The 22215-nt window shown below is 58.2% G+C and carries 17 protein-coding genes; 6 read left to right on the top strand and 11 right to left on the bottom strand.

Annotated elements, in window-relative coordinates; genetic code table 11:
- Window positions 1-42: 42 nt before the first annotated feature.
- From purE to OHL22_RS22930, 3 genes are all read left to right on the top strand, one after another.
- Window positions 43-558 (top strand): 5-(carboxyamino)imidazole ribonucleotide mutase, encoded by a 516-nt coding sequence (gene purE / locus OHL22_RS22940; RefSeq protein WP_263342134.1) that lies wholly within the window; start codon window positions 43-45, stop codon window positions 556-558.
- Window positions 555-1760, top strand: coding sequence for a 5-(carboxyamino)imidazole ribonucleotide synthase (purK, locus tag OHL22_RS22935; RefSeq protein WP_263342133.1), 1206 nt, complete (start codon window positions 555-557; stop codon window positions 1758-1760). The genes purE and purK overlap by 4 nt, the downstream gene beginning before the upstream one ends.
- A 245-nt stretch (window positions 1761-2005) precedes the next feature.
- Window positions 2006-2599, top strand: coding sequence for a hypothetical protein (locus OHL22_RS22930; protein ID WP_263342132.1), 594 nt, complete (start codon window positions 2006-2008; stop codon window positions 2597-2599).
- 521 nt (window positions 2600-3120) lie between these two features.
- Here the strand turns inward: OHL22_RS22930 and OHL22_RS22925 are convergent.
- The 6 genes from OHL22_RS22925 to OHL22_RS22900 all read right to left on the bottom strand — a co-directional run bounded on the left by OHL22_RS22925 (window position 3121) and on the right by OHL22_RS22900 (window position 8301).
- Window positions 3121-3582, bottom strand: coding sequence for an SRPBCC family protein (locus tag OHL22_RS22925; protein ID WP_263342131.1), 462 nt, complete (start codon window positions 3580-3582; stop codon window positions 3121-3123).
- Between the two features lie 112 nt (window positions 3583-3694).
- Window positions 3695-4051, bottom strand: coding sequence for a hypothetical protein (locus OHL22_RS22920; RefSeq protein WP_263342130.1), 357 nt, complete (start codon window positions 4049-4051; stop codon window positions 3695-3697).
- A gap of 15 nt (window positions 4052-4066) precedes the next feature.
- Window positions 4067-4351 carry a DUF2089 domain-containing protein gene (locus tag OHL22_RS22915; RefSeq protein WP_263342129.1) on the bottom strand — a complete coding sequence of 95 codons (285 nt, stop codon included), beginning with the start codon at window positions 4349-4351 and terminating at the stop codon, window positions 4067-4069.
- 117 nt (window positions 4352-4468) lie between these two features.
- Window positions 4469-6109 (bottom strand): glycoside hydrolase family 32 protein, encoded by a 1641-nt coding sequence (locus OHL22_RS22910; RefSeq protein ID WP_263342128.1) that lies wholly within the window; start codon window positions 6107-6109, stop codon window positions 4469-4471.
- A gap of 316 nt (window positions 6110-6425) precedes the next feature.
- The gene (locus OHL22_RS22905; protein ID WP_263342127.1) at window positions 6426-6932 is read right to left on the bottom strand and encodes a YxiG-like protein; all 507 of its coding nucleotides are present in this window, start codon (window positions 6930-6932) and stop codon (window positions 6426-6428) included.
- 160 nt (window positions 6933-7092) lie between these two features.
- Window positions 7093-8301: a M20 family metallopeptidase gene (locus OHL22_RS22900; protein ID WP_263342126.1), complete on the bottom strand. Its 1209-nt coding sequence runs from the start codon at window positions 8299-8301 to the stop codon at window positions 7093-7095.
- Between the two features lie 266 nt (window positions 8302-8567).
- Here OHL22_RS22900 and lpxC point away from each other — a divergent pair, with 266 nt between their 5' ends.
- Both lpxC and OHL22_RS22890 read left to right on the top strand, forming a co-directional pair.
- Window positions 8568-9509, top strand: a complete 942-nt coding sequence (lpxC, locus tag OHL22_RS22895; RefSeq protein ID WP_263342125.1) for a UDP-3-O-acyl-N-acetylglucosamine deacetylase — start codon at window positions 8568-8570, stop codon at window positions 9507-9509.
- Between the two features lie 87 nt (window positions 9510-9596).
- Window positions 9597-10829: an erythromycin esterase family protein gene (locus tag OHL22_RS22890; protein WP_263342124.1), complete on the top strand. Its 1233-nt coding sequence runs from the start codon at window positions 9597-9599 to the stop codon at window positions 10827-10829.
- Between the two features lie 81 nt (window positions 10830-10910).
- Here OHL22_RS22890 and OHL22_RS22885 read toward each other — a convergent pair whose 3' ends face one another.
- From OHL22_RS22885 to OHL22_RS22875, 3 genes are all read right to left on the bottom strand, one after another.
- Window positions 10911-11930 (bottom strand): hypothetical protein, encoded by a 1020-nt coding sequence (locus tag OHL22_RS22885; protein ID WP_263342123.1) that lies wholly within the window; start codon window positions 11928-11930, stop codon window positions 10911-10913.
- Between the two features lie 18 nt (window positions 11931-11948).
- Window positions 11949-12161: a hypothetical protein gene (locus OHL22_RS22880; protein WP_263342122.1), complete on the bottom strand. Its 213-nt coding sequence runs from the start codon at window positions 12159-12161 to the stop codon at window positions 11949-11951.
- A gap of 131 nt (window positions 12162-12292) precedes the next feature.
- The gene (locus OHL22_RS22875; protein ID WP_263342121.1) at window positions 12293-13465 is read right to left on the bottom strand and encodes a lactonase family protein; all 1173 of its coding nucleotides are present in this window, start codon (window positions 13463-13465) and stop codon (window positions 12293-12295) included.
- A gap of 201 nt (window positions 13466-13666) precedes the next feature.
- On the opposite strand from OHL22_RS22875, the gene OHL22_RS22870 reads away from it, so the two are divergent.
- Complete coding sequence (locus tag OHL22_RS22870; protein ID WP_263342120.1) at window positions 13667-16882, top strand: DUF3857 domain-containing protein; 3216 nt, start codon at window positions 13667-13669, stop codon at window positions 16880-16882.
- Here the strand turns inward: OHL22_RS22870 and OHL22_RS22865 are convergent, their stop codons facing one another.
- Together OHL22_RS22865 and OHL22_RS22860 are read right to left on the bottom strand one after the other, a co-directional pair.
- Window positions 16883-19543, bottom strand: coding sequence for an ABC transporter permease (locus tag OHL22_RS22865; protein WP_263342118.1), 2661 nt, complete (start codon window positions 19541-19543; stop codon window positions 16883-16885).
- 18 nt (window positions 19544-19561) lie between these two features.
- On the bottom strand, window positions 19562-22204 hold the full coding sequence (locus OHL22_RS22860) for an ABC transporter permease (RefSeq protein WP_263342117.1): 2643 nt from the start codon (window positions 22202-22204) through the stop codon (window positions 19562-19564).
- Window positions 22205-22215 lie beyond the last annotated feature (11 nt).

The following is a 22215-nucleotide window of genomic DNA, read 5'->3' as shown; positions in this document are numbered from 1 at the left end:
ACGACTGCTGATAACGACGCCTGGGTTCCTTATAATCGCGGGATGAGCGATGGACGGAATGCTGCGCCGCTGGTGGGTGTGGTGATGGGGTCGAAGAGCGACTACGCGGTGATGGAGGCGGCGGTGGAGGTGCTGCGCGAGTTTGGCGTAGCGCATGAGGCGCGGGTGGTGAGCGCGCACCGGACTCCGGACCTGCTGTTTGCGTATGCCGAGGCGGCGCAGGGGCGCGGGCTGCGTGCGATTATCGCGGGCGCGGGCGGATCGGCGCATTTGCCGGGAATGCTGGCGGCGAAGACTACTGTGCCTGTGCTGGGTGTTCCGGTGGCGGCTACGGGGCTGCTGGGGATGGATGCGCTGCTGTCGATTGTGCAGATGCCGAAGGGTGTTCCGGTGGCGACGTTTGCGATTGGGAAGCCGGGGGCGGCGAATGCGGCGCTGTTTGCTGTGGCAATGCTGGCGAGCGGCGATGCTGTGTTGCAGGAGAAGCTGGCGGCCTGGCGCAGGGCGCGGACGGCTGAGGTTATGGCGCAGGCGCTGGTTGCGGAGCCGACGGCGTGAGCGAGCCTGAGAAGAAGCTAGTGGTGGAGCCGGGTGGGCTGATCGCGATTCTGGGTGGCGGGCAGCTTGGGCGCATGACGGCGATGGCGGCGCGGACGATGGGGTATCGCGTGCGGGTGATGGACCCCGAAGAGAAGTGCCCGGCGAGTTTTGTGGTGGATGAAGTGGTCACCGGCAAATGGGACGACGTGGAGGCGGCGCGGCGGCTGGCCTGTGGCGCGGATGCGGTGACGCTGGAGATTGAGCAGATTGGAGTGGGTGCGCTGCGTGAAGTTGCGGCGCTGGCTCCGCTGCGGCCGGGCGTGGAGTCGATACGGATTATTCAGGACAAGATTCTGCAGAAGACGTGGCTGGCGGAACATGGGTTTCCGGTGGGCGCGTTTCGCGTGGTGCGGTCGGAGGCTGAGCTGCACGAAGCTGTTGCCGTGCTGGGCGGGCGGGTGTTTGCGAAGACTGCGCGTGGTGGATATGACGGGCGCGGGCAGGCTCGGATTGGTCTCGATAGCGTTGCGGACGAGGCCGCTGTGGCGCAGGTGTGGGGCGAGCTAAAGGGTTCTGCCGCGGAGTGGGCCGGGATTGCGGAGCAGGCGCTGGAGCTGGATTTTGAGATTTCGGTGATGGCGGCGCGGTCGCCTGCGGGTGAGGTAAAGAGCTATCCGGCGGCACGGAATCATCATGAGCGGCAGATATTGGCGTGGAGTGTGCTGCCTGCTGGGATTCCGGCGGAGCTGGAGGAACGTGCTCAAGCGCAGGCGCGCGGGATTGTGGCCGGGCTGGGTGTTGAGGGGCTGCTGTGCGTGGAGATGTTTGTGACGAAAAGCGGGGAGCTGCTGGTGAATGAGCTGGCTCCGCGGCCGCATAACAGTTATCACGAGAGCGAGCGGGCTTGCGCTACTAGCCAGTTTGAGCAGTTAGTGCGGACTACTTGCAACTTACCGTTGGGGGATACCGAGATACTGACTCCGGCGGCGATCGTGAATCTGCTGGGTGAGGTTTGGCTGGATGCGGCGAAGGTTAACGCGAGTGGCAAGCCGGATTTTGCCGCGGCGCTCGCGGTGCCGGGGGTGCGGCTGCATTTGTATGAGAAGCATTCTGCGCGCGTGGGGCGGAAGATGGGGCATCTTTCGGCTACGGGGGCTACGGCGGATGAGGCGCTGGAGCGGGTGCTTAGCGCCTATCGGCGCTTAGGGACCAGGGAATAGGGATCAGCACAGCGGGGGAGAGGCGTCGAGCCTCTCCCCCGCTTTTTGTGTTTATGTGAGCGCCTGTTCGAACTGGTGGCCGCACAGAGCTTGGTTTGAGAGCTAGATAAAATCCAGCGTAACAGCCCGGATTTGTTGCACAAAGAACCTTTTCGAGGCCAACGGAAGTTGTAGTTTGCGTTTCTTGCGACCGCACATCGGGAACCAATGATAGAACGCCTATCGGAGCGATAGACTAGATCCACATGATTCCCATGGGCTACATGGCAAAGCGCGTACAGTGTAGTCCCGGCTGGCTTAAGTCATCGCAGGTTTTAGATGTTTACTCTGTGGGCGCCTGTGTGAACGATGACTTTGCGGACTACGTTAACTACTGGAAACACAACTGTTGGTGGTTCTTTGATAATCCCGAATTGATCCAAAGTCTCGCATTGGAAAACTCCATCGACATTCAAGACACAAAGCTGTTCTATTACGAAGTCTATGAATTAGAGCTTTTCGATGGCATTTGGCGGCCCTTTTCGCCGGGTCCAGTCTGGCCCGTCCAGCCACATGTGACTGCGCCAACTCAGAAGCAACTGGAAGGTTTCGATATCGTCACTTTTTGGGTCGAAAACTCGCCTGCCCCTGAGCATTCTCCTCTTTCATGCAACGGCTTGGCGGAAAAACTGTCCACCAACGCTCATTGCCTATTCGACACATTTGATGAAGCGTATACAGCATTGAACACCGGCAAATTCGACGGCTGCGAACCAGGTGCTCTTCGCATCTTCGCTGTGTATTCCGCCGATTGGCCGCTTCTTGGATGCGCATCCGCGGCTGAGATCACGGGCGTGTGATAGGCAAACCGGAAACTCGCTCTTTTCAAGATACGAGCTGTCATACAGCGATGGCGGATACGAGCCGGATGCTGTAGCCGAAATCGGCAGAGGTGCAGGCAGAGATAGCATCCGAGAATTCATCGATCAGGGCGAGACCGTGGGGGTCATAGTCGTTCTCTGCGCTTAAGAGTAGAGATCCATCGCTTCATTTACATTCGACGTTCTCATGCCACGGCCGATGCGTGAACTCTTCCGCGATGTCTAGGGCCGCTTGTTGCCCCTGTCGATCTGGGATGCCTTCACAAGCCAAGACAATCCGATATCGACTGCTCTCACTTTTTTCCACGGCTGTAATATCGCACGCTGGCTCAATCGGTTTCTTCACTTATGCTCTTCGCTGCGAAAGGTAGGCCGCGTTGAGCCAGGCTTTTGGAAAGGCTCGGGGCCGTCGAGGCCCCTCGTTTTTTGTTTTGATGAGTGCTTCTTTCCAAGGGCTGAAGCCCTTGGCTCCCTCCGGTTCGCGCTTTGCGCGAAAAAGGTCATCGGTTGGATTCGATAGCTTGTTTCAGGCATTCGAGGTCGATCATGATCTGCTTGCGGCCGAGGTAGAGCATAGGGCCTAAGAAGAGATAGTTCCAGCGCAGGGTGAAGATGGCGGTGCAGTTGAGGTGGGAGCCTTCAGGAGCTGGGTGGATGTCGAAGCGCCACTCGGCGGTTTTGAAGAAGCGCGCATTGCCGGTGCGGCTGGTGAGCTCGACGATACAGCGTCCTGCTGCGGGATTGCTCTCTTTGATGCGATAGGTCATGCGGCCCTGGTCGGGGAGGTTGAGCCGGTCGTGGGCTACGGTGTTGAATTCGTAGCCGATGCCGGTAGGCTGCGATGTGGTTTCTTCGACACCGGCTACGCCGCGGTCCCATTTGGGTACGTTGGTGGGGTCGCCGAGGAAGCTCCAGACCTGTTCGGGGGTGCGGTGGATGAGGATGCTTGATTGGAGCTGCACGGATCCGCTTACGACTTTTCCTCTCGACGGGTTCCAACTGGCAGGCTGCCTAGCGGAGAAGTGGTCAGGGGTTTGGATCCGAATGCGACGGAGGATCGGGTGCCGCCTTGGGTTAACTATGCCGGAAGAGATTGGCGGCTAGTTTGCGGAACTCGAAGAGCTGATATTCGCGGATGATGGCGGGCGAAAAGATGCCCATGATTACGGTGAGGACGATGCCGGGCAGCAGCAGGGGCAGAAACACTTCGCTGGGCTGATGAGCGACGGCGGCGATGAGTGAAAAGAGCAGACAACTGGCGCCGATGCAGGCGAGCAGGAGATAGGCTCCTGTCAGGATGCCTTTGGCTTTGCCGCGCGGCGTGAGTGTGCTGGTGGCGATGACCATGGCTCCGCCAAGCAGAGGCAGCCCGACGGCGATAAGGGTGCGATAGTGACTGATCTGGCGCATTGCTTCGAAGATTGAGTTCATTGGTTTCCTCCGGCGTCACTGGCTTTTACGTTCCAGAGCCTCACGATAGACGGAGCGAATGGTTCTGGCGGTTGCAGGTTTGAGCTCGCCACGCTCGATGAGGCGGGCGAGCAGTTCGGTCAGGGGATCTGGCGGCTGTCCATTGAGAGCTTGCCGCAGGTTGCTGATGATGCGATCGAGGCTGGCGCGGATCGTGGGATAACTGACGCCGTAGAGCTGCGCCATTTCCTTGAGCGAACCGGAAGCCAGTACGAATTGCAGGATGAAATCCCGATCTTCGTCCGGAAGGGAGAGCAGCAAATGTCTACTCCCGGAGGAATTGGGATCGGTTTTCTCCATGACGATGACGGTACGCCGTACTTAAATAAAATTCAAGAAAAACTTAATTTTATTTAAGTCTCGATCTCTGGCAACAAACTAACTCGTCAGACGGTCTTGGGAGATGGGGTTGAGGGGCCAGAGGCTTAGGCGCTGAATGGCCTTTATGTCGCCGGTGATGCTGATGGCTATTTCCGGGGCTGATTGACCGGGGTAGTAGAAGCGTTTGGTGAAAGCTGCCTGATTGCATGCGATGAGTTCGATGACGGAGCCGTCGATGAAGAAGCGCAGGTCGAGTGGCTGGCCGGCGGTGAGATTGAGGGGCAGGCGGGCCTGGTCGACGACTAGTTCTTTGGGGTTGGCGTGGCTGTAGCGGATGGAAAGGATGCTGGTCGGGGAGGTTGTTGGTGTGGCGTCGCTGCCAGCGTCAGTGGGCGTGGTGGGCGCGGTGGTGCGGCTGGCGGTGTTGACCAGGTCGAGCGAGAAGGGGGCGAAGTTGCCGTCTGCTCCGGGGATGACAGTGCACTGGAGCTCGGCGCAGGCGTCGTGGATGCGGGCGCTGGCTTCTAGCTCTTTGCTGCCGTCTTTTGCGGGGTTGAGGGATAGCTTCTGCTCGTGTTTGCGGAGCTTGTCTGCCTGCGGGACGATGGCGATGCGCAGGCGGCCGTCGGGGCCGAGGGTTAGCTGGCGCGGCAGGGACATGAGTCCGGACCAGCCGGCGGCGTGGTATTCGGCTTCGGGACGGGATTCGGGGATCCAGCCCCAGAGGATGCGGTTGCCGGATTTATCGAGCTGGGTTTTGGGGGCGTAGAAAGATCCGTGGTCGAGGACGCCGCTTTGTTCTTCATGGAAGACAAGCTCGTTGGGGTCGATCTGGCCGACTTTCCAGAGGGCTTTGCCCTGCGTGGAGTAGATGACGACGTGCTTGTTGCCGAGGGGGAAGACGTCGGGGCATTCCCACATGTCTCCTGAGTCGACGGGATTGGAGGCGCTGCCGCCGGTTTTTGAGCCGCCGAGGAGGGGGTGCAGGTATTCCCAGTTTTGGAGATCAGGGGATTTGTAGAGCAGGAGCATGCCGCTCTGGTGCTGGATGCCGGAGCCGACGGCCATGAGCCATTGGCCGCCTGCGAGGGATGGCTCGCGCCAGGGTGCGGGGTCGCGGAAGCCGGTGACTTTGAGGCTCGGCGGTGGGGCGGGGATGACGGGCGTTGGGCGCTTGGTCCATGAGCCGAGCATGGGGTCGGAGCTGGTGGCGTAGAGCTGGGTTTCGCGGTAGATGTTGTGGCCGTCGTCGAGGGTGGATTCGGATTTGGGGACGGTTTTGACGCCCGTATAAATAAGCGTCGGGACGCCGTTGTTGACGACGGCGGTGCCGGTGAAGCAGCCGTCGGCGTCGGGTCCGCCGGGGGTGGGCGCGAGGGCGATGGGCAGGTGGCGCCAGTGAATCATGTCGGCGGAGACGGCGTGGTTCCAGTGCATGTCTCCCCAGACGGCGGCGTGGGGGTTGTACTGGAAGAACATGTGGTACTTGCCGCGCCAGTAGATTGGGCCGTTGGGGTCGTTCATCCAGTTGCGGGCGGGGAGCAGGTGGTATTGCGGGCGGCGCGGGTCTTTGGCTAGCTCGGCTTCGGTGGGGGTGGTTTGATCTTCAAGAGCGCTGAGGATGGTGGAACGCGAGAGGGTGCCGGCTGCGGCGAGGGCGAGGGTGCTGGACAGGAAGCGGCGGCGCGGGATCCTCATGGCGGGTTCTTTCCTGATGGGTTTGATGTCGCGATTCGGTTGCAACGAGATGATACGTGATGAGGATGGGGACTGGTGTGCGATAAAGTGCGCGAGCAGGAGAAGCAAATCATCCTGAATATGACCTTATGCTTGAAAAGGCGTCCGTCGGGCTTGAAGCGATTACCGACTTCCCCGCACGGCTAAAGCGGTGTCATGACAGAAAGTGAACTTAGGAAATCCGACGAACTTCACGTGCTAACAGAACACGTATAGATTATTTGCTGATCTTGCGCTACGGGTCGTCGCGAAGGCTGGGCCTAACTGTTCCAAGTGATCAGTGAGGTTGCAAAGGGATTATGACTTTCCTTACTACTCCGGTTTCATCCGACAATTTGCGATAGCGCACTTCACTAAAAACGAGCGAAATATAGAACCGATCAGTCTCAATACTCGCCGAAAACATTGGACGCTCAAGCCGTTTTGACCAATCTTGTGCCTCAGCGTCAGCATTTATCCCTGGATACGCAAGAGACCAGTCCGTACCAAAAACATAGCCGTCGGGTTCACCAGCACTCTTCCATTGGGCGTAGTCGGTGAACTCATCTGTCCATGAGATTTGCCAGACTTTTTCGCCCACCCGCGTTTCATACTTGAGATCGACGACATGCGTGAAAGTCAGTTCATATGTTTCGGGATAGCTGCACAAGCTGTCTTGAATTACAAATCTGTAGTCCCTGCCGTGAGGAAAGAAACCATGCTCTAAAACTCCGAAGTCGTACTCAGAGAGAGTGCCATCCAGCAATTTACCAAGAGGATTCTCGGTCCCGTTATCACTACTCATAGATATCTTCCAGCCCGTTAGCCAGGATTTGGCTTTGATTGAATCTTACCCGTGTGAATCATGGTCTTGGTTTGCCTGATGCATTCATCGCTCGTGCGCATTTCGGATGATTGCCCGTTAGAATTCTCCGGCCAGGGCTGCTTCGTCGCCCCATATCAAATCATTCAGCAAGCATGGCGGCAAGTAGAGCCGTGCGCGGGGCGAGGTGGTCGATCAGGACGGATTCATGGGTGGCGTGGGCACCTTCGCCTACGGCTCCCATACCGTCGAGGGTGGGGATGCCGAGGGCTGAGGTGAAATTGCCGTCGGATGCGCCGCCGGTGGAGGCTTCTTCTAGCTGCGTGTGGGTGATGGGGTCGAAGTCGTGGCCGAGCTCGGCGGCAAGAGCCTGGGCGCGGCGGAAGAGCTGAACGGTGCCGCGGGTGCGCTCCATGGGCGGACGGTTGATGCCGCCTTCGAGCGTCAGGGTGCAGCCGGAGTTGCGGGTGGGCTTTAGCGCGGCGAATTTGCGCTCGATGCGCCGGCCGTCGGAGTTGCGGGCTATGCGGGCGTCGATTTCAGCCCAGGCTTCGGCGGGGACGACGTTGGATTTGGTGCCGCCGCCGATGACTCCGGCGTTGACGGTGACGCCGCGCTTGAGATCAGTGAAAGCGCTGATGCGTTCGAGCTGGCGCGCTAGCTCGAGGATGGCGGAGCGGCCGCGGGTGAAGTCGACGCCGGCGTGCGATGCGACGCCGTGGACGGTGAGCCGCCAGTTACCGGTGCCTTTGCGGGCGGTCTTGTAGGCAAGAACTTGCGCGGGTTCGAGGACGTAGACGGCGGAGCACTCGTGGGCGAGGGATTCGGTGATGGGCCGCGAGACGGGGCTGCCAACCTCTTCTTCGCTGTTAAGCAGAAGGATGATCTCGGTTCCAGCGGGCTGCTTTGTTCGCGTGGCGGTGAGTGCTTCGGCTTCAATGAGCAGCTCGATGGCGGTGAAAGCCATCGCTACGCCGACTTTCATGTCGAGGGTGCCGGGTCCCCACAGGCGCTGGTGGCCGTTGGCGTCGGGTGCGATGCGGTGTGGCATGGTTTTGAAAGTGCCGAGGGCCCATACGGTGTCGAGATGGCCGAGGAGCAGAATTCGCCCCGCAGGATTGCGGGGGCCGAAGCGGAGTTCGAGGACGTCTCCGTAGTTGCCCTGGCGGTGACGTTTGATGCGACCACCCAGAGTTTTGGCATGCGCGGCGGCGAGGTCCATGCATGCATCGACGGCAGGCTTGGAGTCGGAAGGGGATTCGCAGAGGACCAGCCGTTTTGCGAGATTGAGCAGGCCGGGCTGCTTGCGGCGGGCGCCTGCGAGTAAGGCGCGCATGGGGATGGAAGCCATGCAGATACTGTCGCATATCTGGTGCAGTTAGCGGTGGGTGCGTTACGGAGGCTAAGATCGATATCGAACCTATGGAAATCTGGAGATGCCAAATCGTCTTACCGATTATCGCTTTTATTTCGCCTTCCATTTATAAATCGCTTAGGAAATAGATGTTTACCGCAAAAATACCACGCGGTTTGTGGCAAAAATGCCACACTGCCAAATTGCAATCTCTCGTCTACCCTACTGTTTGCGGTAGATTACAACCCTGCTGCAGGTATTATTTGCCAAGTTTCAGTCATAACTCGATTCACCAGGAACAGACCATCGGAGGACCAATTGAGTTCTCGGGTGTAGGTCTTCATTCTGGCGCGCCGGTGAAGATGCGTTTGCTGCCTGCACCGGCTGGTTCCGGTATTGTCTTCCGACGCACCGATCTCGATAACTTTGAGATTTCGGCGACGGGCCGCAATGTGGCCAAGGTGAGCTACGCGACAAGCCTGATGCGCCAGGGCGTGCTGATCTCGACGACGGAGCATCTGCTGTCGGCGCTGATCGGCATGGGCGTGGATAACGTCATTGTGGAGCTCGATAACCTGGAGCTGCCGATTCTGGATGGAAGCGCGAAGCCGTATGTCGAGGCGTTTGTGACGGCGGGGATTCGTGGACAGCGACGGCGGCGCGAGTACATCAAAGTGACGAAACCGGTTGAGGTGCGCGAGGGCAACAAGTTCATCGGTGTTTATCCGGGCGACGGCTATTCGATTGAGTATGAGATCGATTTTCCGGAGCCGATCGGGCACGACAGCTTTGTGGTGGATCTGGAAACTGAAACTTACGACGCGGAGATCGCAGCGGCTCGTACTTTTGGCTACAAGGCCGATGAGCAGAAGCTACGCGATATGGGCCTGATCCGCGGCGCTGGGCCGCAGAATGCGATCATTCTGACGAAGCGCGGGCCGGAGAATGGGCCACTTCGTTACACCGATGAGTTTGTGCGTCACAAGGTGCTGGACCTGATTGGCGATCTGGCGCTTGCGGGCAAGCGGATTCAGGGCAAAGTGGTTGCGGTGCGCGCGGGCCACGCAATGCACACGGCGCTGGTTTCGCGGTTGATGAAGGACCGCTCGGCGTGGGAGCTGGCGCATGCGCCGGTAGTGAAGGCCACTGAGATCGAGCCGGAAGCCGCGCGACATGTAGGCAAGGCCGCACTGGTGGGCGCGTAAAGTAAAGACATCAGCTTCGCTATTTCGACTAGCTTATTTAAAAACATTCCGGATTTGTTTCGCGACTCTATTGTTTGGCAGGAACAGTTGAACGGAACAGCCGGTTCTCATCTCTCGAAAATCAGACGACTCTTCTTTTTGTTGCCGCTCATGGTGGCTATCGCATGTGTGTCTGTCAGGGTCCAATCAACGGATGTAAAGAATATCGATCTGGTTGAGCATGCGCTATGTGGCAAGAGTGTTGCCATGCTTGGTGAATCCCCAGTGCACGGCTTTGGAGAAACGCTGGAGTTCAAGGTTGAGCTCGTTCACAGGCTGGTGCAGGAGTGTCATTACAACGCTCTTTTTATTGAGAGCGGAATGTATGACTTTGTTCACATAGAGGCGCTGTCAGCTACTGGCCGCGATGTGACGGATGCAATGATTTCGTCGGCTATCGGAGGCTTGTGGTCCAACGAGGAAGTGCAACCGCTGGTTCCGTTTTTGGAAGAAAAAATGAAGACGGGCAGCTTCGTGTTGCGAGGGCTGGACGATCAGATTGGGAGAGACTCGTATGCATCCAGAGGGATGTCATCTGATCTGGTGCGATATCTTTTCGGCGATGAAAGGTCCAGATGTCTCGGTATTTTGCAGAAACACATGGGCTGGCAATATAGTGACGATGCTCCTTATGGTCCTACCGATAAAGCAAAGATTGTTGGCTGCCTGGAAGAGATTCGAGGAAAGCTTTCTCAACCTGAGGTAAAGCAACAGCGAGAGGCTGAAGAAGATAAAGCTATGATTGCCAGCCTTGAACGGAACCTTGCGCGGAACTTTACCGAAGACGACTTTACTAAAAACGACCAGGAAGTGAAGTGGGATAACGACCGTGATCGTTCCATGTATCTCAACTTTAAGGAACAGTTCTCCCAGTTGCCACGAGGCAGCAAGGTCATTGTGTGGGCGGCAACGGTACATCTAGCTAAAACTCTGACTAACGTTAATGGGTTCAAGGGCACGGTACCGTTTGGATTTTATATAGAAAAGGATTTTGGCGATCGAGCCTATGCGCTTGGATTTTCCGCGTATTCCGGCGAGTATGCATTTGTTCATCAGCCCGTTCGACAGTTGGATATCGCACCTGATGCTTCTCTCGAAGGACTTGCGTTCGCGCATAACAGCTTCAACGAGATATTTTTATCCAAGAAAGAGCTGCAAAGATATAGCTCTGTTGCGGCTCGTCCTTTAGGGAACCGCTTTGAAAGCATGCGATGGGACAAGGTTGTAGATGGATTAGTCGTCTTTCGCAAAGAACATGCCCCAGCGTGGCTCAGCCACTGAAGAACAATTCTTAATGCGAATTGAGAAGTTATAAACAGAACTTTCGTGCTTCCATGTGCCCGGCTTTCAGATAAAACTCATTCAAGAATAGATATCGGGCCGCTGAGAATCGGCTGAGTCGTCCTGATCGTCGGGCTCCATGTTGAGTTCATAGGCGGGGGTGTCGTCCTGCCGCAGGATCTTGTCGGCCATGGAGATGAGTGCCTGGTCACGCGGGGCGAAGCGCACGTTGAGATTCACAATGGAAGCGTAGCCGATATAGAAGTGGTTGCTGGGTATGTTTCGCCAGTAGTCTTCACGTGGAATGGCTTCTGGGGTGGCGCTGTGGGTTCTTGCGTCCACGTAGGCCTGGCGATCGAAGCGGCTTACATTCTTAAGCAAAATGCCGGTGAGCTTGCCGTCAGAGTCGATGAAATAGTCGGCGACGCGGCCCTGGTAAAGATGTTCGTTGCTTTGCAGAATGTCGACGCTGACGAAGAAGCCGTCTCGCCTGGGCCAGTTGAAATTGGTCAGCAGCATGTGCCATTCGGAGATGTTGGGCAGGATGAACTTGACCGCGATCCAGTTGTAGAAGATGAGAGGGGTGCGTGCCAGCCGGTTCAGATTGGCGCGGAGGCGCTCTTCCGGATCGGTATTGAGCTGCCAATCTCCGTATTTGCTGGCGAGATAGCCGAAGATCCAGCCTTCACAGCAGGCAGCGAGGAAATACCAGAAGAGAAAACGCATCTGGCGATGCAGGACGCGGCCGATGGCGCGCCAGTTTTCTTCACTGGATGATGCTGCAGCCGGGCCGTTGTCGAGAAAGCGCGAGGCGTCGGTGGAAACGATCAAGGTGGTTACGCTGCGGTAGTCCTGCCGCCACTGGGAGAGAGATTCATCAACAATGGCGAAGGGTTGATGGCGCATCACTGGCAGATACCATGTTCCATAGAGTGCAAGGGCAAATGGCAGGAGCGCCACGGCAACGGAGAATGTAGCCTCTTGCGTACGGGTGCGCTGGAAAAGCTTGAGACGAACACGCAGCGAACTGGCAAAGCGGAAAAGAATGCCGGGAACGAAGATATAGAAGATGAGGAAGCTGGTGGTGACGAGGGCGATCACGACGGACCGCCTTTCGGCTTACTGAGCTGTGGCCGGCTCAGGCGCGGTTCGCGGTGAGATGCGGATGCGGCGGCCATCCGGTACGCGCAGAACGAAGCTACGGCCTGCTTCCAGGGCGCTGTTGATCTCCTGGCGGCGTGCTCCGATAAGCCGTTCGAGGTCGCGGCGCAACTCTTCTTCTGGAGAGCTGTGGCGGAGCGCATCGGAGAGCTTTTTGACGTCGACGACCATGGATTCCTTCGGGAATCGCGACAAAGGCTAAGTTGCCTCGATCGCTGCGGTTCCGTAGATAGTATGCGCGTCTCCATGAGAAATATCCACAAGGGGTATCTCTTTCGCCACTTGTTCGCCCTGCAAGAAGTTTATACGAAAACGATGCACATGGGGGTCGCCGCTGGATAGTTTGTGCCTTTGTCGGCCAGCTCACCGGTTTCCGGGTTGCGGGCAATGACAGTGAGGTTGCTCGATCCCTGGTTGGCGACGAGCATCCAGCGCTCGGTGGGATCGAGGGTGAAGTTGCGCGGAATGTGTCCGCCGCAGGTGGTGCGGGGTTTGGAGCCGAGCGGGGCGAGCTTGCCGCTGGCAGGGTCGATACGGAAACTCATCAGGAAGTCATTGCCGCGGTTGGCGAAGTAGGCGAAGCGGCCGTCGCGGGTGAGCACGGCGTCGCAGGCCGTGGAGCCGGTGCCGGGGTCACCTTTGGGCAGTAGGTCGACTTCCTGCTCGATGGTGAAGTTCGGCTCCTGCTCATGCCAGGCGAGGACGTAGACGCTCTTGGTGAGCTCGTTGACACAGTAGGCGATGTGTCCGTTGCGATGGAAGTGCAGGGTGCGCGGGCCGGCGCCGGGGTGGGAATGGAATGTGCCCGCCGGCGTCAGCTTTCCGGTAGCGACGTCAATGCGATAGATGTGGATCTTGTCGGCACCGAGGTCGTTGATGAAAACGAAGCGATTGTCGGGCGAGATACAGGCGAAGTGAGCGTGTGCCATCTCCTGGCGGTCGGCGACAGGACCGTGGCCGGGATAGCCCTGGTAGGTCTCGGTCCAGACGGCTTCGCTGAGCTTGCCGTTGGTGGAGAGGAAGCTGGCAGCGGTGCCTCCTGCGTAGTTGGCGCAGATAACGACGCGGCCGGTGTGGTCGGTATTCAGATGGCATGTGCCTTTGCCGTGCGCCTGCACGTTGGAGAGCAGCGTGAGCTTGCCGCCTGAGCCGGGTGCGGGCATTTTGAAGCTGGCGACAGAGCCGCTGGGCTTGCCTTCGAATTCGTTGAGCTCGCAGGCGACATAAAGGAAGCGGCGGTCGGGTGAGAGGTCGATCCATGTGGATTGCGGAATGACGCCTGCAATCTCCTGCGGCGTGAGAGCGCCGGTCTTCGCGTCCCAGCCGAAGGAAAGGATGCCATTGGGCGTATCGCTACCCACAAGAATGCGCTTTGGATTCGCGGCGGATTCGGAGAAGAGCGATGCAGGAAGCTGCGTGGCAAGGGTGAGGGCTGAGCTGGCAAGGAGGAAGTCGCGGCGGGATCGGTTAGCCATATCGCGATGATTGTCGCCGATTGGGCTCAGGGAACGCTATGGCCGCCGATTACGTTCATAGGGATTGCTCATGGTTCGCCTCAATTTCGTTCACCGAAGAGAGCCAGGTCTGTTATACCGCTTTTAGGCTTCCAACTTATGTCACATAAAACTTCTGTAATTACCTGTTTGACTTTTCTTGCCTTGGTACAGATCAGTTCGATGACTCCAGCACTGTCACAAGACAGTACTGCAAACCAGACGCGAAGTTCCGAAGTAACTATCGCGAAAGCGAATCCTGATGTCGCAGTGGCGAGCAAGTATGTCAGCGAGCCGGCAGTCGTCGAGCGGCTTGATACGGTGTATTCCTTCGCTGCGGATGGAACGGGATGGAAGATGCAGACGGCTGTGGTGCGTATTCAGTCGGAGGCAACGGTGCGGCAGCTGGGAGTGCTCAACTTCAGCTTCGCGAGCGCATCAGAGCGGCTTGAGATGGTCTATTTGCGCGTTCGCAGTGCAAATGGAACGGTCACGGAAACGCCCGCCAGCAGCGCCATGGAGATGCCGTCCCCGGTGACGCAGGCTGCGCCCTTTTATAGCGATCTGAAGCAGTTGCAGGTTCCTGTGCGCAATCTGCAGGTGGGCGATCGCCTGGAGTACCAGATCAAGTGGGTGCGCTTTAAGGCAGAGGCAGATAAGGAATTCTGGGGGACGGAGAACTTCGACAAAGACGCCGTCGTTCTGGAAGAGAGCCTTGAGCTTCACGTGCCGAAAGACACCTACGCCAAGGTCTGGTGTCCGAAAAACAAGGCTGAAGAATCGACAACAGCCTCGGAGCATGTATGGCGATGGACGAGTACGCAGCTCAAGCCCACTGTCGGCAAGGAGGCCGAAGCAGCAAAGGAAGCGGAAAAGCATCATGTCCTGACCGATGAAGAAGAAAAGGATGCCGAAGAGGGGAAGTATCCGGATGTGGCATGGACTTCGTTTCATAGCTGGGACGAGGTTGGCGAGTGGTATCGCAAGCTGGAGCAGGATCGGATTGTTCCCGATGCCGCCGTCAAGGCGAAGGCGAATGAGCTGATAGCAGGCAAGACGACGGAAGAGGATAAGGTCAAGGCGGTTTATGGATATGTTTCGTCGAAGATCCGCTATATCGGCGTGGATTTTGGCATCGGACGGTACCAGCCGCATGCTGCGTCAGAGGTGCTGGACAATCAGTACGGCGACTGCAAGGACAAGCACACGCTGCTGGCTGCGCTGCTGACGGCGGTTGGTGTGCATTCCGATGCGGCGCTGATCGGCGGGGGAGTTCGATTTAATCCGGATGTTCCGTCGCCAGCCGCCTTCAATCATGTCATTACCACTGCCCAATTGAATGGACAGCAAGTGTGGATGGACGCCACCGAGGAGCTGGCTCCCTTTGGGGCCATGATTATCACTTTGCGCGACAAGCAAGCGTTGGTGGTACCGGAGAGTGGGGTCTCCAGATTGGAACGAACTCCTGCCGAGCTGCCATTTGAGGCATTTCAGAAGTTCAATGCGACTGGGACGCTCGACGCACAGGGTACTGCTCATTCGCATTTGACGCTGTCATTGCGTGGGGATGGCGAATTGCTGCTGCGGGCAGTGCTGTTCGAAGCGGGAGCTGCCCATTACCAGGACGTTATAGAGCGTGTTTCGCAAGGCATGGGCTATGCCGGTACGGTGAGCCATGTTGATGTAGGCGCATTGGAAGACTCATCGAAACCGTTGACCATTTCTTACGATTACGAACGAAAAAAGCCAGGAGACTGGGATAATCTGCGCATCCCGGCACAGTTAGCTCCGGTAGGCCTGCCTGTGCTGAGCACAACGGATACGCCAACGCAATCTATTCAACTGGGACCGCAGCGCGTAGAAACCTCCACTGCCGCGCTGAAACTTCCCGAAGGATGGACAGTGACGCTGCCGACAGCGATCCATGCTGTTACTTCTTACGCAAAGCTTGATGAAACCTACCGTTTTGAGGGTGGCACTCTATATGCCGAAAGACGAATCGAAATTCTCCAAAAGAAGATTCCCCTTTCCAAGTGGAACGACTATCTAAAATGGGCCGAAGCCGCCGGCCTTGGAGGGTCGGAGATGGTGCAGCTCAGCAGGGCGTCCACGTCGCCAAGCATCTCAACTGCGACGAGTCCGCTGAACGCGGCAGAGTTCATCAGCCGCGCGCGAAAGGCCATTCGGAAGCACAACTTTGACGAGGCGCAGTCGTTGCTGGACCAGGCGGTGCATATAGATACCCAGGCGCGAGGGCTCTGGGCCAGCTACGGTTATCTCGAATTCCAACGGGGCAACATGGAAGCCGCGATTGGGGATTACGCGAAGGACATCTCTCTCTACCCTCGAAACACCGGGGTGTTCTCTTCGATGGCTGAGGCTCAGGTGATATTGGGCCACCCGGAACTGGCTCGCAAGACGCTCGAACGTTGGGCTTCGGAACAGCCGAAGAATCCTGCGCCAGTGCGCGCATTGATGCAAGTATTGCTCGACGAGGGACAGGTGCAGGAGGCGCTCAAAGCCGGTGAAGCAGGAATTGCTGCATTGCCACCCGAGGAACGGAAAGATGATGCACTGCAACTTACTCTGGGGCGCGTGCAGCTAAGGGCCGGCAAGCAGGAGGAAGGTAAGACGACACTTATGGCCTTATTGCAGGACGCAAAGCCAGCGGGCCTCAGAAATGATGCAGCATATGAGCTGATCAACGGCCACACCGCGATAACAGAAGCTTCCGCGGCCGCGATGAAGGCTCTTGCTCAAATGACCGAGGAGAGCAAGCAATGGTCTCTCGATGAGAAACCTGAAACGCTTGCGGCGAAAAGCAGGATGCTCGAAGCCTGTTGGGATACGGTGGGGTGGGCCTACTTCCTTGATGGGAAGACTGACCAAGCAAAAAACTATATCCACGCTGCGTGGCGAAACAGACAATCAGCCGAAGTAGGGTTGCATCTCGGCGAAATTGCTGAAGCCGCTGGAGACAGTGGGCCTGCAATCACGGATTATGAGCTGGCTCTCGCATCCTTTGCAAGCTATCTCAAACCGCCGATTCGCAAGAAACCAGGTGCGCTGCAGACTGAGATTGCCCAACGCAGGGAGAAGCTTGGTGCCGACGATTCCATCGATATGCCTGGTCTCGAAGCAGAGTTGAAATCGCAGCGTAGCTTCAATGTTTCGATCAGCAGCTCCGTTAATGGGTCGACAGAGTACCGTCTGTTGATGCGCGGCGGGAAGATTGTTCGCGCTCAATCTATCGACACAAAAGAAATACCTGGAACCGATAAGGAGATTGAGGGAATCAGTGTTGCGGATTTCTGGCCCAAAGAATCTGACGCAACGCTCGTGCACGAGGCAGAGTTGAATTGCCATGATGGCGTTTGTGAACTTGTACTGGAGCCCTGATTAATCGGCGCGCAGGGCTTTGACGGGATCGATGGATGCAGCGCGGCGTGCTGGCAGGAAGCAGGCGATTGTGGCTACGCACAGCAGCAGCAGCGTGACACCGAGATACGTCACTGGATCGAGCGGTGAAATACCTGAGAGCAGCGCAGCGAGTGCGCGGCTTGAAAGAGCTGCTCCGGCAATGCCAATGACTGCGCCAACTGTCGCGAGGCCCAGGCCGTGGCGCAGGATGAGCAGCACGATGCTTGCGCGCGAAGCGCCAACGGCGGTGCGAATGCCGATCTCGCGGGTACGTTCGGTGACATAGCCCGCAAGCAGCCCAAAGAGGCCAGTAGCAGCAAGGATGAGCCCGGTAACAGCGAAGGCTGCGAAGAGAGTCAGCACAAAGCGGCGTTGGGCTTCTGATGTTGCGACGAGGCTTTGCATGGTGGTGATACGCACGATCGGCTCATTGCGGTCGACGGACCAGATGGCGTCGCGGATGGGAGCGGCGAGTGCTGCTGCAGGTCCACTGGTGCGCACTACCAGTGTCTGTACGTTATCGAGCCAGGACCATTGTTCCGTGGTGATGTAGAAGGCATCATCATCGGCCATGGCCAGCGATTGCTGCTTTACGTTGCCGACAACGCCAACGATAGTCCCCCAGGGGCGTCCCTGCTCGCCTGCATCGGGGCCTACGCGGAGACGCTGGCCGATTGGGTTCTGGCCCGGAAAAGTACTGCGGGCAAGCGCGTCGTTGATGATGACTGCAGTGGGGGCGCCGAAGGTGTCGTGCTCGTCCAGCAGGCGGCCGCGCAACAGTGGAATGCGCATCGATTCGAGATAGCCAGGAGTGACGGAGTAGCGAAAGGCCGCACCGCTGTTGCGTCCATGATCCTTTTCGAATTCGACGCCATAAATGTCGCTATCGCCGCTCAACGGGAGCTGCGTTGTGAATCCGGCAGAGATAACGCCGGGCATCTGGCGCACGCGATCGAGAGCCTGCGAAAAGAAGCGTAGAGCGGCTTGACGATCATCGAAGCGGCGCGGGGATTCCTGCACTTGCATGGTGATGAGATGAGAGGCATCGAAGCCGGGATCGGTGGAGAAAAGATGCTGCATGGTGCGCAGCAGCAGACCTGCGCTCACGAGCAACACGATTGCAAGCGATACCTCGGCGACGACGAGCGCGCTGCGCGTCCAGTGCCGACGGGCAGCAGTGCGACCCGACGACTGTTGCATGCGGGCGTTGAGCTCGCCGCGTGTGGATTGCAGTGCCGGAGCCAGGCCAACGAAGATGCCGATGATCGCGGCGATGCCAAGTGCGAAGAAAAAGACAGGCAGGTTGACGCTGATGGCGCTGAGCCGGGGAAGTTCTGCGGGGCTCATGGCTATGAGGATGCGGACGCCAGCCTCTGCAATGGCGAGTCCGATGAGGCCTGCGGCAATGGCCAGGACGAGGCTTTCCGTGAGAAGTTGTCGAACGAGTCTCGTATTGGCCGCGCCGAGGGCCGCACGCATGGCGAACTCAGCCTGCCGCTGCGCTCCGCGGGCGAGCAGCAGATTTGCGACGTTGACGCAAGAGATCAGCAGCACCAGAACCACCGAGCCGATCACCGCGAAGAGCGCGGGGCGTATGCCCTGGGTCAGATCGTGTTGCAGAGGCGTTGCGATGATACCGGCAGGCGCGCCGCCGGTGCTGTCATAGCCGTTGGCATGGCTCTGCGCAAACAGATGCAGGATCGCATCGGATGCGCTCTGCGCCTGCGCGGGAGCGACGCCATCACGCAGCCGCGCCACCATGCGCAGATGATGGCCCCATTCGCGTCCATTGGGGGGCAACGCTTGGTTGTATTGAAGAGGAGCCCATAGCTCGGCCTGCGGAGCAAGCACATCTTCAAAGCTCGCAGGCAGGATGCCGATAACGGTAAAGGGCTGGTCATCAAGACGGATCTGGCTGCCGACAATGTTTGGATCCGCGGCGAAGCGGCGATGCCACAGGCGATCGCTGATAATCACAACATTGGGCCCGCGCCATCGGTCATCGGAGGACTGGAAATCACGTCCTTGAACAGGCGTTATGCTGAGCGTGCGAAAGAAGTCTGCACTGACGCGCTGGCCTTCGAGCCGCTCCGGTTTGTCGCTTTGCTGTGCACCAGCGGCGATAGCCGGCTGCCACGGCTTCATCACTGCAATCGATGTGAAGGCAGGACTGCGTTCCGCGAGCCCGGTGAAGCTACCGAATGTAACGTGGACGGGTCTGCCGTCGTTTGAGCGTTCCCACACCATAACAAGACGATCAGCGTGAGGCAACGGTAACGGGTCGATGAGGATCGGCTTGATCGCGCTGAAGATTGCCGTGCATGCGCCGATGCCGAGTGAGAGAACAAGGATGGATGTGATGGCAAAGCCTGGCGCTCTGCGCAGTTGGCGAAATGCATAACGAAGATCATGCGCCACGTCTTCAATCCAGAGAGACATGTCGGCTTCGGCGGTTTTTTCGCGCATCGATGACACGTTTCCGAAGCGAATGCGTGCATCGCGTTGTGCCTCACGCGAAGACATGCCTACGGCGCGGTTATCGTCGCCGCGCATGGCAAGATGAGATGCTAGTTCCGCGTCAATTTCGCGCTGCAACTTGTCGCGGCGGATAAGGTTCGCGATACGGCGAAAGATGGCCACAGGAACTCCTTTGACCTGTTACTCCGTGCGCAACGCCTCAATAGGGTTGAGAGATGCGGCGCGGCGAGCAGGAATGTAGCTCGCGACGAATGCACAAACAGCAAGCAGCAGGGCCACAGCGAGCAGCGTGGTGACATCCCATGGCTGCGTGCCAAAGAGCAGAGATCGGATGAGCGTCGCCGAGCAGAGCGAGCCAATCACGCCGAATGCGATGCCCACTGCTGCGAGCATGCCGGCTTCACGCAAGACGAGGTAGCATACCGACTCCCGCCTTGCTCCGAGAGCCATGCGAACACCGATCTCGCGCCGGCGCTGGCTGACGGAGTAAGCGATAACGCCATACAGTCCCACAGCAGAGAGCAGCAGCGCCAGCGTTGCAAAGCCCCCGACTACCCATGCCGACGAACGATGCAGATAAGCCGATGGAGAGTCATTGATGAGGGTCATCATGGTGACCGGATCGGAAGTCGCGAGTAAAGGATTCAACCCATGCACTGCAGCGGTGATCGTGGGCAACTGAGCTCCTGCATCGGTTGCGGTGCGTACAACCAGATAGAAGGAGTGCGACCATCCCTGCATGTACGGGACATAGACAACAGGCCGCGTGGCGGTGTCCATCTGGCCTTCTTTTACGTCTTTGACCACGCCGACGATCTGCATGAAATTTTTCGAGTGCATATACGCCAGACGTTTGCCGATAGGGTCTTGCCCTGGGAAGTACAACTTCGCCAGTGACTCATTGACGATGGCGATCGCAGGCTTTGAGGCATCGTCTTCTTCCTGCGTGAAATAGCGGCCACGCAGCAACTGCGCACCGATGGTATGCAGATAGCTGGAACTGACGTCACGTTCTGGAAGAGGAGCAGGTACCTTGTCGGGTGGATCATCCGGCTTCACCAGCATCACGCCACCATCCCAATCATGATCGGGCAGATGGCTCGACACGCTTGCTCTCGTAACGCCGGGCAGACTTTGCACGCGATCAACCAGGGAACGCAGCAGGCCCATCATCTGCGCATCGGTTTCCACTTGTTTTGGTGCGGAAACAACGAGTGTCGCAAGATGATCGGGCTGCATTCCGAGATCGACATGAAGGAGATTAAAAAGGCTCTTGCCGAGCAAGCCCGCCGCTGCGAGCAGAATGACAGCGGTTGCAACCTCGACAACCACGAGCCGCGCGCCCAGCTTGCGCCACGTGTTGCCCGAAGCGCCGCGTGCGCCTGCTGCAAGGCCGCTGTGCAGACTGCCTCCACCAAACGTCGATGCGAGTCTGGTTGCGGGTGCAAGCGAACAAACGATGATGGAGACACAGGCGAGGCTTGCAGCAAAGAGGATCGCGTGACTATGCAGGCCGAGCCCGAGCAGATAAGGCATCGCGTCCATGCGACCAGTTGGAATCAGATGAAGCATGCTGCGGATAGTGATCTCCGCCAAGGCAATGCCACACGCCGCGCCGCATGTGACCAGCACGAAGCTTTCGAGAAGAAACTGCCAGGCAAGGCGGCCGCTGGAGGCGCCAAGAGCGCCGCGCACGGCAATCTCCTGACGGCGTCCTTCCGAGCGGATAAGCAGCAGGCTGATGACATTGACGGAAGCAATGATCCAGAGCAGCGCCGAGCCACAGAGCAATGCGATCAGCAAAGGCCGCATATTTCCGACGATAGCGTCGTTCAGCGAGATAGCCGTGGCGCTAAGCCCTTTGTTCGAATCTGGATACTGCACCACAAGCTGCGCAGCCATGGTGCGCATGGCATCCGCTGCCGCGGCTACCGTGACACCGGGCTTGAGGCGCGCGACACCAAAGAGATTGTGGCATCCGCGCCGCTGCTCACAGGAGTCGAGATCGTTGAGCGCGGTCCAGAAGTCAGCCTCACCGAGCGGGGCGAAGTGGAACTCGCGCGGCAGCACACCGATGATGGTGTAGTCGTTGTCGCTCAGCCGAACACTTTGTCCGACGACACCAGGATTGGAGCCGAAACGCTTCTGCCACGCGGAGTAACTCAGCAGCACAGTGCGCGTCGCTCCGGGCTTCTCTTCGCCAGCATAGAAGTCGCGGCCTAGAACGGGGATGACGCCAAGCGTGTGGAAGAAGCCATCACTGACTCTTGCGCCTCTCGCTTCCGTCGTGCCTTCAGAATTTCGTAAAAGATAACTGGCCCATCCCCAGGCCTGAAAGGACTCGAAGACGGTATTGGTCTGACGCCAATCCTGCCAGTTCTGCCGGGAAAGGTTGCATAACGGGCATCCTTCGGCAACTTCATATACAGCAGCCAGACGCGCCGGATCTTTGTAAGGCATGGGCTGAATCAACGCCGCATCGACAAAGGCGAAGATCGCTGTCGCCGCGCCCAGCCCGATCGCAATCATGAGAACGGCAATGACTGCGAAGCCGGGGCTCTTGCGTAGTTGGCGCATGGCAAAACGTGTATCGAGCCATAGGCTCTCCAGGAATAGAGCAGTGTCAGCCTGCATGGTTTTCTCCGTCAAAGATGCGGAATTTCCGAAACGCAATTGGGCATTGCGCCGCGCTTCGCGTGGACTCATGCCGGCGGCGCGATTGTCCTCGCTGCGCATGGCGAGATGAGCTGCAAGCTCCGCTTCGATTTCGCGCTGCAGCTTGTCTCGGCGGAAGAGGTTGGCGAGTCGGCGAAGGATGGGCATGATGATTTCTC

The organism is Acidicapsa dinghuensis, from assembly GCF_025685685.1.
In the GTDB taxonomy this organism is placed as follows: domain Bacteria; phylum Acidobacteriota; class Terriglobia; order Terriglobales; family Acidobacteriaceae; genus Acidicapsa; species Acidicapsa dinghuensis.
Note: the sequence above shows the minus strand (reverse complement) of the source record. Positions and strands in the feature narration are given on the sequence as shown.